This is a genomic window from Dactylosporangium roseum (assembly GCF_025264685.1).
Taxonomy (GTDB): Bacteria; Actinomycetota; Actinomycetes; order Mycobacteriales; family Micromonosporaceae; genus Dactylosporangium; species Dactylosporangium roseum.
This window is the reverse complement of the sequence record NZ_CP073721.1, coordinates 2,123,882-2,139,722: the sequence shown is the minus strand read 5'-3', so window position 1 is coordinate 2,139,722 and position 15,841 is coordinate 2,123,882. Positions and strand designations below refer to the sequence as shown.

The 15,841-nt window shown below is 73.3% G+C and carries 10 protein-coding genes; 3 read left to right on the top strand and 7 right to left on the bottom strand.

Annotation, left to right across the window (positions count from 1 at the left end; all coding sequences use genetic code 11):
- Positions 1–143: 143 nt before the first annotated feature.
- Entirely contained in the window at positions 144–776 is a 633-nt protein-coding gene (locus Drose_RS10690; protein WP_259867599.1) for a response regulator, read from the top strand.
- 3 nt (positions 777–779) lie between these two features.
- On the opposite strand, the gene Drose_RS10685 is transcribed toward Drose_RS10690, so the two are convergent.
- Positions 780–1,079, bottom strand: coding sequence for a hypothetical protein (locus Drose_RS10685; protein WP_260728014.1), 300 nt, complete (start codon positions 1,077–1,079; stop codon positions 780–782).
- Between the two features lie 149 nt (positions 1,080–1,228).
- Between Drose_RS10685 and Drose_RS10680 the strand changes: the two genes are divergently transcribed.
- A complete protein-coding gene (locus Drose_RS10680; RefSeq protein WP_260728013.1) occupies positions 1,229–4,927 on the top strand; it encodes an SCO7613 C-terminal domain-containing membrane protein in 3,699 nt (1,232 codons plus the stop codon).
- Between the two features lie 18 nt (positions 4,928–4,945).
- Here Drose_RS10680 and Drose_RS10675 read toward each other — a convergent pair whose 3' ends face one another.
- From Drose_RS10675 to Drose_RS10650, 6 genes are all read right to left on the bottom strand, one after another.
- Positions 4,946–5,842: a Gfo/Idh/MocA family protein gene (locus Drose_RS10675; RefSeq protein ID WP_260728012.1), complete on the bottom strand. Its 897-nt coding sequence runs from the start codon at positions 5,840–5,842 to the stop codon at positions 4,946–4,948.
- A 23-nt stretch (positions 5,843–5,865) separates the two neighbouring features.
- The gene (locus Drose_RS10670) at positions 5,866–6,867 is read right to left on the bottom strand and encodes a 1-acyl-sn-glycerol-3-phosphate acyltransferase (protein ID WP_260728011.1); all 1,002 of its coding nucleotides are present in this window, start codon (positions 6,865–6,867) and stop codon (positions 5,866–5,868) included.
- Positions 6,867–7,703 (bottom strand): patatin-like phospholipase family protein, encoded by an 837-nt coding sequence (locus Drose_RS10665; protein WP_260728010.1) that lies wholly within the window; start codon positions 7,701–7,703, stop codon positions 6,867–6,869. Before Drose_RS10665 ends, Drose_RS10670 begins: the two co-directional genes overlap by 1 nt.
- Positions 7,696–9,297 carry a protein kinase domain-containing protein gene (locus Drose_RS10660; protein ID WP_260728009.1) on the bottom strand — a complete coding sequence of 534 codons (1,602 nt, stop codon included), beginning with the start codon at positions 9,295–9,297 and terminating at the stop codon, positions 7,696–7,698. Before Drose_RS10660 ends, Drose_RS10665 begins: the two co-directional genes overlap by 8 nt.
- Positions 9,298–9,529: 232 nt before the next feature.
- Entirely contained in the window at positions 9,530–10,789 is a 1,260-nt protein-coding gene (locus tag Drose_RS10655; protein ID WP_260728008.1) for a glycosyltransferase family 4 protein, read from the bottom strand.
- Between the two features lie 294 nt (positions 10,790–11,083).
- Positions 11,084–12,991: an amylo-alpha-1,6-glucosidase gene (locus Drose_RS10650; protein WP_260728007.1), complete on the bottom strand. Its 1,908-nt coding sequence runs from the start codon at positions 12,989–12,991 to the stop codon at positions 11,084–11,086.
- A 168-nt stretch (positions 12,992–13,159) separates the two neighbouring features.
- On the opposite strand from Drose_RS10650, the gene Drose_RS10645 reads away from it, so the two are divergent.
- Positions 13,160–15,814: an MGH1-like glycoside hydrolase domain-containing protein gene (locus Drose_RS10645; RefSeq protein WP_260728006.1), complete on the top strand. Its 2,655-nt coding sequence runs from the start codon at positions 13,160–13,162 to the stop codon at positions 15,812–15,814.
- Positions 15,815–15,841: the final 27 nt, after the last annotated feature.

Below are 15,841 nucleotides of genomic sequence, written 5' to 3'. Positions count from 1 at the left end.
CGCGATACCGGAGTTGACAGACGACCGCACGGCTGAACTTCGCGGCCTTGCACGATCATGGAAGACCCCGGGAACGGCAGAGGTCCCGCAGGGGCCCGCGACTATATGGTGCAGGGGTGGACGACGGGGTGAAGTTGCGCGTCATGGTCGTCGACGATCATCCCATGTGGCGGGACGGGGTCGCCCGGGATCTTGCCGAAGCGGGATACGAGGTCGTCGCGGCCGTTGGAGAAGGTGCCCAGGCGGTGCGGATCGCGGCCTCGGTGCGGCCGCAGGTCGTCGTGCTCGATCTGCAACTGCCGGACCGGTCCGGCGTCGAGGTCATCCAAGGGGTCCTCGCGTCGTGCCCCGACGCGCGCATCCTCATGCTGTCGGCCAGCGGAGAACAGCAGGACGTGCTCGATGCCGTCAAAGCCGGCGCCACCGGATACCTTGTGAAGTCTGCCGCCCGGGAAGAGTTTCTCGCCGCCGTCCGGCGGACCGCCGACGGGGATCCGGTGTTCACGCCGGGGCTGGCGGGGCTCGTGCTCGGGGAGTTCCGGCGGTTGGCGAGCGTCACCCGCGCCGAGGATCCCGACGCGCCGCGGTTGACCGAGCGGGAGACCGAGGTGCTGCGGCTCGTCGCCAAGGGGCTCACATACAGGGAGATCGCGGAACGGCTCGTACTGTCGCATCGAACGGTGCAGAACCATGTGCAGAACACGCTCGGAAAACTGCAGTTGCACAGCCGGGTCGACCTGGTGCGCTACGCGATCGAGCGCGGGCTCGACGAGTAGCCGTCAGACGCCGTAGATGTCGAGCAGATAGTGACCCAGCACGGTCTCGGTGGCGAGATCCAAGATCAGGACGAGGAACACGTTGGGTGCCTCACAATTGACCAGCACATGCTGAAGGTTCCCTTCCACCATGTGCCACGCGTAGGTGACGCTGCCTTCGGAGAAGTCGTGGCCGGCGAGATGCGCCTCGGGAATCTCGTCGAAGTAGGGCCAGAAATCGAAGGGTGGCGCGTCCTCCGGACCGATCCGTATCGGTTCGGGCTCCATCGTCGCTCGGTACTCGGCCTCGGTGAGCAACCGCATCACGCCAGCATGACGCGGGAGAGCAGGTACAGGAAGACACGAAAGGCATCGGTGAGAGGCCCGGCGGAGGGCTCCTCGACCGGGTACTCAGGCAGAGTTGAGTACCGCAACCGATTCGGGTCCGAACCGATCCGCCGCATCCTGTAACCATGGTGTCCTATCCGTGCCCCTTCTGCGGTTCCCCGGCCGACCTGGAGTCGGGATGCGGGGGCTGTGGGCGTCCGCCGTATCCGGACGCGGCCGAGGTGGTGCGGCTCAACGGGCGCACGACCGAGCTCTTCGCGGAAGTGCGGGTCGCCCGCGGGCGGCTCGACGAGGCGCACGTGCAGTACAACGCGGCGGCGCAGCGGTACAACGCCGTGCAGTCGCAGCGAAACCTGCTCGCCGCCCGCGTGAAGCAGGCCGTCGCCATGAGCCGAGCCACTGGCCAAGGCCAAGCCGCGGGCCAGAGCCGGGCCACAGGCCAGAGCCAAGCTACAGGCCAGGACCAAACCAGAGGCCAGGACCAAACCAGAGGCCAGGGCCAAGCCGCCACCGCCGCGGGCCGGCCCGCCGTGAACGGCCCGGGAGGAAGAGGGCTGGGAGAAACCGGCCCAGCGGGACACGGCCCGGCAGGACACACCTATCCAGCCGCCGAGGCCGCCCCCCGAACCGTGCAGAACGTGCTCTTCGTGCTCGGCGGGCTCCTCCTCGGCAGCGCCGCCGTGGTGTTCGCCGCCGTCGCCTGGGCCAGCTTCGGGGTCATCGGCCGGGCCGCGATCCTGGCCGCCGTGACGCTGGTCACGCTCGCCGTGCCGCCCGTCGCCCTGGCCCGCCGGCTGCGCGCCACCGCCGAGACGTTCGCCGCGCTCGGGCTCCTGCTGGTCCTCCTCGACGGGTACGCCGCCTGGTACGTCGACCTCGCCGGCCTGGCCGAAGCTACGCGCCCCGGCACGTACGCCGGCATTGTCGGTGCCGTCACCGCGGTCGTCGGCGGCGGGTACGCGGCCGTGACCCGCCTGCGCGCCCCGCGGTACGCCGCCCTGCTCGCGTTCCAGCCGGTGCTGCCCCTGCTCGCGGCCGGCCACGGCCTCGGCGCGACCGGCTGGGCGCTGGTGTTCGTGGTGCTCGCGGCGGCGAACCTTCTGCTCGCCCGTACCGTCGACGTGATCGCCTGGCTGCCGGCGGGCATCGCGGTGCTGATCGCCGGACCGGTGGTGTTCGGCGCCGTCGTCACCTCGGACGGCGTGGCCGGCGTGGCCCGGGCGAGCGGCACGCTGCTGCTCCTCGGTGCCGTCATCGTCGTCGCCGGGCTCGCGAACCGGATCACCGCGCACATCGGCGTGGGTGCCGCGGCCGGCGTCACGGCGCTCGCCGGGGTCCGGATGGCCGCCGAACTGTTCCCCGGGCAGCGGTACCTCGCGTTCGCCTTCGTCGCCGCCGTTATCGCGGCTGCCACCCTGCTCCTGCCGGAGCGGGTCCGCCGCGGCGGGTGGATCGGCGCGCTGGTCGTCACCGGGATCCTCGGTGCCGCGTACGCCGGTGCCGCCCTCGTCGCCGCCGGCGACGCGATCGTCCGCGCGCTCCCCGCCTGGCGGGCGGCGGCACAACAGCACGCGATGACGACGGACCGGCTCTTCGACTGGCAGGTGCCGGTCGCCGTCGCGGTGCTCGCCGCCGCGTTCGGCCTGCTCGTCCGGCACCGCGCGGTCCTGTACCCGGCCGCGGTGCTCATCACGTTCGCCGCGCCGGGCACCGCCGAGACGCCGCTGACCGTCGTGGCGATCGTCGACGGCCTGCTGCTCGTCGGGCTCGCCGTCACCGCGCTGCGGTTCGATGCCCTGGCGGCGGCGGCGCTGCCGTTCGTCGCGCTGCACCTGCTGCTCGTCGGGCTGGTGACGCCGCAGGCCACGCTGCTGGCGTCCGCCGGGCTGATCGCCGTGTCCGCGGTGGTCAAGGCCGGCGGCGGGAGCGCTGGCCTGCGCCTCCCGGCCACCGTCGTCGCGTTCGGTCTCGGGCCCGTCCCGGTCGCCGCCGCTTGCGGTTGGTTCGGGAGTGGTACCGCACGTGCCCTCGACGCTCCCCTGCCGCTGATCGGCGCGCTGGCGGGTCTGGTGCTGTCGACCGCGGCGCTGGTGTTCCTGCGCCGGTGGGCGGGCGCGGCGGGCACGCTCGGCGTGACTCTGGCCGGCGCGGGGGTCACGCTCGCCGCGGTGTGGGCCTCCGCGGCGGACGACGGCCGCACCCCGTTCGGCGGGTTCGCCGCCGCCGCGGTGCTGTGTGCCTGGTTCGCGGCGGACACCACGCTCGGCAGGCCGGCCGCCGAAGCTCCGCGAAGCGCACCGCCCACGCCAGCCGCACCGACCGGACCGACCACACTGACCGGGCCGGCCACACTCACGCCGACCGGCGGGGCCGGCGGGGCCGGCGGGGCCGGCTGGCGGGTCGGGGTGCTCCTGCCGGCCGCGGTGTCCGCTGTCGTGGCCCTCGTCGCCGTGGTGCCGGCGGTGCTGGTGGTGCTCTTCCGGCCGTACGGTTGGCTCACCTCGGTCTGGGCGGGTGCGCCGGACGGCGTCGGGCTGGGCCCGGCCGGCGGGCGGTGGTGGGACAGCGGGCCGGCGGCCTTCTCGCCCGGGCCGGCCGCGGCCGGGCTCGCCCTGCTCGCGGTGCTGGCGGTCCTGGCCGCCCGGCGCACGGGTATGCCGCTGTGGAGCCTCGCCGGGCCGCCGGTCACGTTCGCGGCGGTGCTCTCATGCGTGGCGGCGGACGCGCCCTGGCCGGCGGTGCCGGCGGTGACCCTCGCGGCCGGGCTCGTCACCGCGCTGGCGGCCGCGATCCGGCCGGCGCGCGCCGGGCTCGACATCGCGGGCCGGACCGGGGCGGTGACCTGCTGGTTCACGGCAGGTGCCGGGCTGGCCGGCTGCCTTGCGACGGAGGCGGCCACCCTGACCGCGCTCGCCGCCGTCCTGATGGTCGCGGCCGTGATCGGGGTGGCCGGCAGGGCGGCCGGTGCCCGTGCCGCCGGATGGCTGGTGGCCTCGGTGACCGCCGGCTGGCTGGGGTTCACCGCCGCCCGGGCCGCGGACCTGCCGCTGCACCGCACCGCGTTCTGGGTGCTGCTCGGCGCGGCCGTCGTCCTCGCGGGGGCGCAGGTCGTCGGGCGCCTGCCCCGCCGGGCGACCGGCACGCCGACGACGGAGACCCGCCCGGCCGGCCGGGCGACCGGCACGCCGCTGATGGAGGCGGTCGCGCACGCCACGGCCGCCGTCGCGTTCCTGCTGGCGGCCGGGCACCTCGACGCCATGGCCGGGATCGCCGCCCTCTGGGGGCTGGCCCTCGGGCTGCGTGCCCTGCTCGGTGGGGCGCGGGCCGTGTTCACCGGGTGTGCCGTCGGGGCGGAGCTCATCGCGTATTGGCTGGTGCTGGCCGCCCGCGACGTGGGCGTCGTCGAGGCGTACACGGTGCCGGCGGGAGCGCTGGCCGTCGCCACCGGCTGGTTGGCGGCCCGGCGCAACCCGGAGCTGAAAAGCTGGCCGGCGCTCGCGCCCGGGCTGCTCGCCGCGTTCGCGCCGAGCCTGGCCGTCGTCATGGTCGGTGAGGGCGAACCGCTGCGCCGCCTGCTGCTCGGCGTGGCCGCGGTCGGCGTCGTGCTGGCCGGAGCCGTGCGCCGGCTGCAGTCGCCGGTGGTGATCGGCGGCGCCGTCCTCGGCCTGCTCGCGGTGCACGAGGTCGCCGTTTACTGGGACCTGCTCCCCCGCTGGGCGCCGCTGGCCGTCGCCGGGCTGGTGCTGGTCGCGCTCGCCACGACGTACGAACGCCGCCGCCGCGACCTGCACCGGCTCAAGGCGGCCGTCACACGAATGCGATGAGCGTCCCCGGCGGTGCGCTCACGGGGCGACGATGGTCGCGGTTCGGCGCGCCTGGCCGGCCGCGGCCAGGATGCGGACGACGTCGGCGCCGAACGTCGCGTCGCAGGCGTGCGGCGTGCCGGACGCCGCCGACTCGATCAGGGCCGTCGTCGCATTGGTGAAGGCGTCGACAGCGGTGGCCTCGCCCCAGCCCGGGAGGGTGGTCGCGCCGTGCTCGCCGAAGTACGAGAAGCCGAAGGCGGTGGCGTCGGGCGCGGCGTCGAGCGTCAGCGACAGCGTGCTGGCGGCGCCGCCCTCGTGGCGCAGCAGGAGGTGGACGGTGTCGCGAGAGCCCTCGGCGGCGGACAGCTCGACCACCGGGCCGAGCAGCGGCAGCACCACCGAGAGGGCGTGCGGGCCGAGGTCCCACAGGCCGCCGTGCTCCTTGCGCCAGACCGAGCCGGCGTAGGGGTTGTCCGGCCGGAAGATGGACGTGTACATCGTGCCGTGGGCCGCATACCAGCCGCCGACGACCGCGTTGTCCCGCAGGAACGCCTCGACGGCGGGGACGAACCGGTTGGTGAGGAACACCACGGACGCGACGCCGGCCTCGCGCGCGGCGGCGACGATCGCGTCGGCCGCCTCGGCCGTCAGCGCGAGCGGCTTGTCGAGCAGCAGGTGCCGGCCGGCGCGGGCGGCGCGGATCGCGAGCTCGGCCTGCACGTCGGGCGGCAGCGCGATCGCGACGGCGTCGACCTCGGCGAGGAGCGCGTCGACGTCGTCGAAGGCCGCCGCGCCGAAGTCACCGGCGAGCGTCGCCGCCTTGGCGGGGTCGCGGCCCCAGACACCGACGAGTGTCGCGGAGGGGTGCGCGGCCAGCGCCGCCGCCTGTGTCACCCGCGCCCAGTGTCCCGTGCCCAGCAGCCCGAATCGCATCGGGCCATTCTCCACGAGGGCGCTCAGGAACCCGAGCCGGGCCCGTGGCGGTCGATCCAGGCGTCGATCCTGGCCCACCACTCGTAGAGCCAGTCGACCCGCTCCTCCTGCCCGGTGGGGACTTCCTCGGCGTCCACCGACCACCAGCGCATGGTGATCGTCAGGTCGAGGGGCAGGTGCCGCCACACGTCCGCGACGGAGAGCAGCCTGTCGAGGCCGGTGTGCGCGACCCAGATCACGCCCGCCTCCGGCGCCGCGTCGAGGGCGGCGAGGGTGCCGCCGGGGCGCGGGGCGAGCACGTGCCGCATCCGCTCCGCCCGCTCGGCCATCGTGTGCAGGCCGAGGTCGCGCAGCCGCTGGATGGCCTTCTCCCGGCGGCTCGGGGTGAAGTTGCCGCCCTCGGGGAACAGCACGAGGACGTCGTTGTGGTCCAGCCCGGTCGCGAGCCGGCCGATCATGGACTCGGCGTCGGCCGAGACGGTGACGAAGTGGTTCGGCAGCCGGTTAAGCATCACGTCGATGACCGGGTCCCATTGCAGGCCGGCCTTGAGCACGATCCGCGGCTCCCGGTCGAACCAGTTGACGAGCGCGTGGACCAGCAGGAACGAGTCGCCCGGGCCGGCGTGCCGGCAGAACACCAGCTCCGGCCGGCCGGGTGCGGCGACGTCGGGGTCGGCACCGACGACGGCCACCTTCACGCCGAGCGACCAGCGCGCCTGCGCGTACAGGATCCGCAGGAATTTGCCGGTCAGCACGTAGTGGGCGCGCTGGAACCGGGGGCCGCGCAGGCGCCAGCCGCAGCCGCTGCCGACCCACAGGCCGAAGAGCACGAGCAGCGCGACGACCTCGAGGAACAGGTAGACCGCGACCATCCAGGAGACCCGCAGCGCCCGCATCCGGCCGGAGCCGAGCGGGCCGAAGGCGCCCGCGAGGAGCAGCCACACCGGCATGGTGACCAGCACCGCGCTGATGATCGCCAGCGCGACAGGGGCGAGCACGATGCGGCGGAACCAGCGGGGTGGCACTACTCCAAGGCTTCCAGATAGGCACAAGTGGCGCTGTACGCGCGGTCGATGCGGGCTCGGGCGAGCGCGACGTTGCGGTATGACAGCGGGGAGTCGTCGCGGGCCGAGCCGCCGCCGGTGGGCAGGACGTGGACCCGCACCTCGGGCGGCGCCTCCTGGAGCTCCCGCGCGAACCGGTGCCGCCGGGCCACCTCGAACGCCACCTGGGCAACCTCCCACGGGCGGCGCGGCGGGCGCAAGGGCCGCTCGATCCGGCCGACCTGCATGACGAAGACCGTCTGCGCGCCGAGCGCGACGGCCCGCCCGACCGGCACGGAGTTGACGATGCCACCGTCGATGAAGTGCTCCTCCCCGAGGTGTACGGGCGGCAGCAGCCCCGGCACCGCCGAGGACGCGAGCACCGCCTCGACCAGCGGGCCGGACGAGAACCAGTGCTCGGCGGCCCGCTCGATGCTGGCGGCGCAGCACTGGAACGGCACCGGCAGGTCCTCGAACGCGGTGTCGGCGCCGAGCTCCCGCTCCAGCAGCCGGCGCAGGGGCGCGGGCGAGTGCAGGTGGGTCCGGCGGGCGAAGCGGCCGAGCTGGCGGGGCAGCGAGTCGCCGTAGACGGTGCGGGCCTCGTCCGACGCCCACAGGTCGATGAGCCGGTCGGCGACCTCCTCGGTCGGCGCCGCGGCGACCGCCGCGCCGTTGAACGCGCCGATGGAGGTCCCGACAACGAGGTCCGGGCGGATGCCGGCGTGCAGGAGTGCGCGGACCATCCCCACCTCGTAGGCGCCGAGCACACCGCCGCCGCCGAAGACGAAGCCGACCGGCGCGGTGAAGCGTTCAGGCACGGACGCGGGGCCTCTTTCTGGTGCGCTGGGCCGGCGGGGTGCTGTAACCGTAGCTCGACGAGGGCAGTGCGGGCGGGCTTCCGCCGCGCCCGCCGGGGTCGCCGGGCGGCCTGCCGCCCGGTCGCCGCGGCGGGAGTGACGGCGGCCGCTCCTCGCCCGCCGGCGCGTCGATGACGCCGCCGGTGAGCCCGGGCAACTGGCTGCCCGGGCCCCGCTCGGAGATGCGGGTGTCGCAGTCGGTCTCGTTGAGCGCGAAGCCCTCCGGCGGGATCGGCTCGCCGCCGGAGCCGTTGATGCCGAACGTGACCGCCTTGCCCGGCGGCAACGGCTCCTCGCCGGTGACGCGGATGCCGCCGATCTCGGCGCGGTGGCTCAGGATGCCGTCCATCCGGTCGATCGTCTGCCCGCCGGGCAGGCGGAACCGCAGCACCCAGGGATCGAGCGTGCGGTTGCCGGCGTTGGCGACGGTCACCCGGGCCTCGAACTTGCGCTCGGCGAAGCCGCCCTCCTCCGGCCGGATGTAGAAGTCGACGCGGCAGCCCGACTTCGCCGCCCACGGCTGCCAGACGATCATGCCGGTCGTGGCGCCGGCGGCGGCCAGGAGCACCGCGGCCGCGGTCCAGGTGCGCCGCTGGCCGCGCCGCTGCTCGGACCGCTGTCCCCGGGAAGGCTCCGCGTCCGCGTCCGGCGGCTGGACCGGGGCGTGCACCTCCTGCGTCGTCGAGCCGTCCTCGTCGGGCAGCACGATGTGGATGCCGGTCGCCGCGGCGAGCACGCGGGCCACCTCGGCGGCCGGCGGGCGGGCGTCGGGGTCCTTGGTCAGGCAGCGGCCGACGAGCCGGCCGATCTCCGCGGGCAGGCCGGGGATCTCCGGCAGCGGGTGCGGCGGCTCGTAGACGTGGTTGGCGATCATCTGCGTCGGGGTGTCCGCGTGCCAGGGCAGCCGGTCGGTGAGGCAGCGGTAGGCGAGCAGGCCGACGGTGTAGACGTCGGTGGCGGCCACGACGCTGCCGCCGAGGAGCCGCTCCGGGGCGAGGTACGCCGGGGTGCCGAAGACGGTGCCGTCGCGCTCGTCGTCGGGGTCGACCGAGCCGGTGAGCCCGGCGACGCCGAAGTCGAGGATCTTGGCGCCGGCCGAGGTGAGCATGATGTTGCTCGGCTTGATGTCGCGGTGCACCACGCCGCGCGCGTGCGCGGCGGCGAGTCCGGCCGCGACCTGGGCGCAGATCTGGGTGGCCCGCCGCCACGACATCGGGCCGGCGCGCAGCCGGTTCGACAGCAGCTCGCCGTCGAGGAGCTCCATGACGACGTACGGCCGGCGACCGTTGCGGCCCTCCGCGAGGTCACCGGCCTCGCCGTAGTCGTGCACCGCGGTGATGCCGGGATGCTGGAGACGGGCGACCACCTGCGCCTCGGCGCGGATCCGCTCGCGGTTGCCGGGCTTGGTGGCCAGCTCCCCGGCGAGGAGCTTGACCGCGACGTCACGGTCGAGCACGAGATCGCGGGCGCGCCAGACCACCGCCATGCCACCGGTGCCGACGGGTGCGATGAGCCGGTACCTGTTCCCGAGGACTTCGTCGGCCGTGCCGCTCACACCTAGCCGTCCTGATCGATTCCGGTCGTTGTTCCTCAGGAACCGTACCGGCCACCGGGCGCGCTGGCGACCCCACAACGTCGACCGGCCCGATTGCGCGTCGATCTTGCAGTTGTGGTGCCTGACAAACCCGGACGAACTGGGAGTTTCACGGCACCATAACTGCAAGATCGACGCGCAATCGGGCGCGCGGGCGGGGAGGGAGGGACGGAGGGAGGGAGGGAGGGAGGGGTTACAGTGACAGGAGGTTGCCGTCTGGGACCACGATGTGCGGGCGGCCGTGCTCCAGGTAGGTCGCGGCCTGCCGGGCCGCGAAGCCGGGGGCCTCGGTGATCGCCGCGCGGTAGACGTCGGCGGTGTTCGCCGCGATGGTCGACCAGCCGTACTTCTGGCCGACCATCGTGCGCGCCTTCATCGCGACACGACGAGCGAACGGCTCGTCCTCGAGCAGCGTGCCGACGGAGGCGGCGAGCGCGTCCGGACTCTTCGCCGGGAACGTGACGCCGGTGACCCCGGGCTCGACGATCTCGGCCAGGCCGCCGGTCGCGGCGACGGCGAGCGGCGCCCCCGCCGAGGCACCCTCCAGGGCGACCATGCCGAACGGCTCGTAGATGCTCGGCACCACCAGGGCGTCGGTGGCCGCCATCAGCGCGGGCAGCTCGCCCTCGCCCATGAAGCCGGCGAAGATGACGGCGCGCTGGAGCCGCAGCCGGCGCACGTCCTCCTGCAACTCGGCACGGTGGGGGCCGTCGCCGGCGACGACGACGCGCAGCCCGTTGTGCCGGGCGCTCAGCTCGGGCAGGGCGGCGATGAGGTCCTGGACGCCCTTCTCGTAGACGAGCCGGCCGGCGTAGCCGAGCAGCGGGCCGTCGCCGGCGAACCGGGCACGGGCCGCGTTGACCGCGCGGGACGGCGCCTTCCAGACGCTGGAGTCGACGCCGTTGGCGACGACCGACACCCGCGCCGGCGCCAGGTCGAGCAGCCGGGTCACCTCCCAGCGCATGTACTCGGAGCAGACCACGACGCGGCAGGCCTCGTGCGCGAGCCACCACTCGACCGAGTGGATGCACTTGTTCGTCTCGTCGGGCAGCCAGCCCTGGTGGCGGCCCGCCTCCGTCGCGTGGATCGTGGCGACCAGCGGCAGGTCGAGGCTCTCCTTGAGCGTGACCGCGGTGTGCGTCACGAGCCAGTCGTGGGCGTGGATGAGGTCGTACTCGCCGCCGGCCGCGGCACGCAGGGCGGCGCGGGTCAGCGTGTGGTTGAACGCCATCGTCCAGGCCAGCAGGGTCGAGGTCGCGAGCGGGAACAGCGGCGGGTCCTCGGCCGCGCGGACGATGCGCACGCCTTCCGAATACTCCTCCAGGGGCGCGCCGGGCGCGTGCCGGGTCACCACGGTCACCTCGTGCCCCGCCGTCACCAGTGACGTCGCGAGGGCGTGCACGTGCCGCCCCAGCCCGCCGACGACCACCGGCGGGTACTCCCACGACAGCATCAGCACTCGTAACGGTCTGGTCGGTGTTCCGATGGTCTCGTTCACGTGGCCGCCCCCACAGGTGTTCCGGTTGTCAAGGTCCCGCCGACCCGGTTGGGTCGGCACCCCGCCGACCGAGGTGGTCGACGGGACCCGATCAACGGAGTGTTGATCAAATGCCCGCACTGGTACCCACGCGCGCCAACGCTGACACACGCAAACTCCGTTCGCGTGTGAGCTGGTGGGTGGGCTTGATACTCATCCTGCCGGGCGAGGGTTACCAGGGAGGCAAATCTCATTTCTAGGGTGTAACGGTCACCCGACTTTTCGGCGGACACGCAGCGCCTCCGCCACCGACCAGGCCTGGAACGGACAGCCGGTGGCGTGGTGCGGCGGTGCGCCGTCGGCCGTCTCACTGACCGAGCCGATGCCCCATTCCCACAGGTGGGCCTCGATTCCCTGGAGGATGTCCGGGCCGGCGGACAGCGCGTCCGCGTACGGGCCGATCAGCCAGGGCCAGACTGTGCCCTGGTGATAGGCGGCGTCCCGCTCGGCCGGCCCGCCCCGGTGCACGGCGGCGAAGGCGGGATCCGACGGGGCGAGGCTGCGCGGCCCGAGCGGGGTGAGCAGCTCGTACAGTTCCGGCGGTACGGGCCTGCCGCGCAGCGGCCCCAGCGGCAGGCTCCAGGCCAGGAGCTGGTTGGGGCGCAGCGCCGGGTCGTCGCCGGCGGGCCCGTCGACGACGTCGTGGAGGGGGACCACCGGCCGATCGCCGATCGGGAACCGCCGCTCGAACGACGCCCGCGCCCGGGCGCGGAGCCGGTGCTCATCGCTCGCGTCCCGGCCGAGCCGCTCCTTGAGGGCCGCGATCGCCCCCAGCCCGTTGACCCACAGCGCGTTGACCTCGACCGGCTTGCCGGCCCGGGCGGTGATCGGCACTCCGTCGACGCGGGCGTCCATCCAGGTGAGCGCGACGCCGGGGGCGCCCTGCGTGACGAGGCCGTCGGCCGGATCGACCCGGATGCCGTAGCGGGTGCCGGCGAGGTGGGCGGCGACGACCGTGTCGAGCGCGGGCAGCAGTTCGGCGGCGAGGTCGTCGTCGCCGGTACCGGCGACGTGCCGCTCGATCGCGTGGAGGAACCACAGGGTGGCGTCGACCGTGTTGTGCTCGGTCTGCCCGGTGTCGGCGGTGTTGGCGAGCATGCCCTCGGAGAGGGTGCCCGCGTAGGCGCGCAGCAGCTCGCGGCCCTCGTCGTACCAGCCGGTGGCCAGGAACAGGCCGGCGTAGGAGATCATGGTGTCGCGGGACCAGGCGCCGAACCAGGGGTAGCCGGCGACGACGTCGGGCGCGCCCTGCGGACCGGCGACCACGAACGCGTCGGCGGCGAGGACGAGCGCGCGGTCGGCGGCGTCGGCGGCGTCGTGGGTCAGGGCGCGGTTGCGGGCGCGGGCCCGGTCGACGACCCGCCGGGCACCGCGGCGGTGGTCGGTGGTCAGGTCGCCGGTGACATCGGTCCAGGCCTCGACCTCGAGGCTCTCCCCCGGTCGCAGCTCGGCCCGGAACCGTCCGGCGCACCACAGGTCCTCGTGGGCGGCCAGGCCGCGCTCCTCCTCCGCCCGGGTGCGGGCGCCGCGGTACCACTCCCCGATCGGCTCCCAGCCGGGACCGGCGATCCGGAAGGCCCGCTCGACCACCGCGCCGCCGGACGAGCTCGCGACCCGCGGCGGCGGGCCGCCCGCGGTCCGTTCGCCATGGGCGTCGCGCCAGGTGACCAGCGCCTTCAGGGTCAGTGTGACCGGGCCGGGCGCGCTCACCACCCGGTGCACGACGCCGAGGTGCGATCGGCCATGGATCATCGCCAGCTCGCGCTCGACGACCACCGGGCCGATCCGCCAGCGCCAGCGGGGCAGCCCGTCGACGAGGTCGAACCGCTCGATCAGCGTGTGGCCCTGCGGGCTGACGACGCCGCCGGCCCACTCGTGCGCGGCCAGCTCGACGGTCGCGCCGGACGGCAGCGTCAGGACCGGGTCCAGGGCGGCGAGGGCCAGGTGGCGGCGGGCGGGCCGGCCGGGCTCGGCGACCACGAGCAGGCCGTGGTACCTGCGGGTCCGCAGGCCGGAGACGGTGCCCATGGCGTAGCCACCGGCGCCGTCCGGGACAAGCCACTCACGCGTCGCACCGAGCGACAAATCACCACATACCTGCGGACCCAACACCACCATGCGCACAATCTTTGTGGCTGGCGGTGGCCAATGGCGAGCGCTTCGCCACAAAGATTGTTGATCAAGGGGCTACATGGTGTAGGAACAAATGCCCTGAAGGGCCCGAAGGAGTCGATCATCGGTCACACCTTCAGCTTCACGGAAATATGGGCGACGGAGAATGGTTACGTGATCCAGGACGACGGGAACGCCGAGCACCGGCGGCTGGCCGAGGCCGACAGCGGTGAGCGCCCATGGCGGGGTTGGGGCCCCTACCTCTCCGAGCGCGCCTGGGGCACCGTGCGCGAGGACTACAGCGCCCACGGCACGGCCTGGGACCACTTTCCCCACGATCATGCTCGTTCCCGGGTGTACCGGTGGAACGAGGACGGTATGGCCGGCATCTGCGACGACCGGCAGACGTTCTGCTTCGCGCTCGCCCTGTGGAACGGCAAGGACACGATCCTCAAGGAGCGGATGTTCGGTCTCGGCGGCGACCTCGGCAACCACGGCGAGGACGCCAAGGAGTACTGGTGGTATCTGGACTCCACGCCGACCCACTCGTGGATGACGTGGCGCTACCACTACCCGCAACGGGCCTTTCCCTATGACGAGCTCGTCGCCGAGAACTGCCGCCGGGGCCGGGACGAGCCCGAATACGAGCTGGCCGACACAGGGATCTTCGACGAGGACCGCTACTGGGCGGTCGAGGTCGACTACGCCAAGGCCGGCCCGACCGACATGTGCATCCGGATCACCGCGACGAACATGGGGCCGGAACCGGCCACCCTGCACCTGCTGCCCACCCTGTGGTTCCGCAACACGTGGGCCTGGGGGCTGCCCGGCCGCGACTACATGCCGGAGATCCGCGCCAAGGACGACGGCCTGCTCGCCGAGCACCGCCTGCTGGGCCGGCTGGCGCTGACCGGTGACGGCGCACCGCGCCCGCTGTTCTGCAACAACGAGACCAACGGGCAGCGGATCTGGGGCAAGCCGGGCCGGGAGTACCCGAAGGACGGCATCGGCGACCACGTCATCCACGGCAAGGACAGCGTCAACCCGGACGGCGTCGGGACCAAGGCCGCCCTGCACTACCTCGTCTCGGTGCCGGCCGGCGGCACGCACGAGATCCGGCTGCGGCTCAACCTCAGCGCGCCCGGTGCCAAGGACCTCGCCCCGGCCGACCTGAAGGCCGACTTCGAGTCGACGATGGCCCGCCGCAGGGCGGAGGCCGACGCGTACTTCGACCACCTCGTGCCACCGGCCGCGACGGCCGAGGAGAAGATGGTCGTCCGGCAGGCTGTCGCCGGGCTGATGTGGGGCAAGCAGTTCTTCCACTTCGACGTGGCCCGCTGGCTGACCGGCGACCCGGTCGCCGAGGCGCCGCCGGAGAGCCGGCGCTACGGGCGCAACAGCCACTGGTGGCACATGAACAGTTGCGACGTGCTGTCCATGCCCGACCCGTGGGAGTACCCGTGGTATGCCGCCTGGGACCTCGCGTTCCACTGCGTCGCCATCGCGCGCGTCGACCCCGGGTTCGCCAAGGAGCAGTTGCTGTTGCTGCTCCGTGAGTGGTACATGCACCCCAACGGGCAGATCCCGGCGTACGAGTGGGCGTTCGGCGACGTCAACCCGCCGGTGCACGCCTGGGCGGCGCTGCGGGTGTTCGTGCTCGACGGCTCCCGCGACTTCGACTTCCTCGCCCGGGTGCTGCACAAGCTGCTGCTCAACTTCACCTGGTGGGTCAACCGCAAGGACGCCGAGGGCAACAACGTCTTCGAGGGCGGCTTCCTCGGGCTGGACAACGTCGGCCCGTTCGACCGCTCGGCCGCGCTGCCGGTCGGCGGGCGCCTGGAGCAGAGCGACGGCACCGCCTGGATGGCGATGTACGCGCTGAACCTCCTTGACATGTCCCTCACGCTCGCGGTGCACGACCGGGTGTACGAGGACATCGCGGCGAAGTTCCTCGAGCACTTCGCGTACATCGCCGACGCCGCCTACGAGTTCGGGCTGTGGGACGAGGAGGAGGCGTTCTTCTACGACGTGCTGCGCACCGCGGAGGGGCACCGGATCCCGCTGAAGGTGCGCTCGGTCGTCGGCCTGCTCCCGCTCACCGCGACGACGATCATCAGCTCGTCGACGCTGCGGCGGCTGCCGGACGTGGCCGCGCGACTGCGCTGGTTCCTCACCAACAAGCCGGAGTACGGTGACGTCGTCGGGGCCAAGAAGAGCCGGGCCGGCCAACAGTTGCGGCTGCTGTCGATGGTCGGGCCCGACCAGTTGATCCGGATCCTCCAGCGGATGCTGCACGAGGACGAGTTCCTCTCGCCGTATGGGCTGCGCACCCTCTCCCGGGCGCACAAGGACGAGCCGTTCACGGTCCACCTCGGCGACCACGCCTACACGGTCGGTTACGAGCCGGCCGAGTCCACCAGCGGCCTCTTCGGCGGCAACTCCAACTGGCGCGGCCCGATCTGGTTCCCGGTCAACTACATCCTCATCGAGGCGATCCGCCGCTTCGCCGAGTTCTTCGGCGACGACCTCCAGGTGGAGTATCCGGCCGGCACCGGGAGGATGGCCACCCTCGGCCAGGTCGCCGACGATCTGTCCCTGCGGCTGGTCAAGCTGTTCGTCAACGACGCCGACGGCCGCCGCGCGTTCTTCGGCGACGTCGACCTGTTCCAGCGCGACCCGGCGTGGCACGACCTCCTGCTGTTCTACGAATACTTCCACGGCGACACCGGGGCGGGCCTCGGCGCCGCGCACCAGACCGGCTGGACCGCTCTCGTGCTCGACCTCATCCTGACGCTGCGCAGCCCGCCCGCGGCGACCGAGCGGGACTAGCGCCAATGCCGGGTAGTTAAGGGTCGG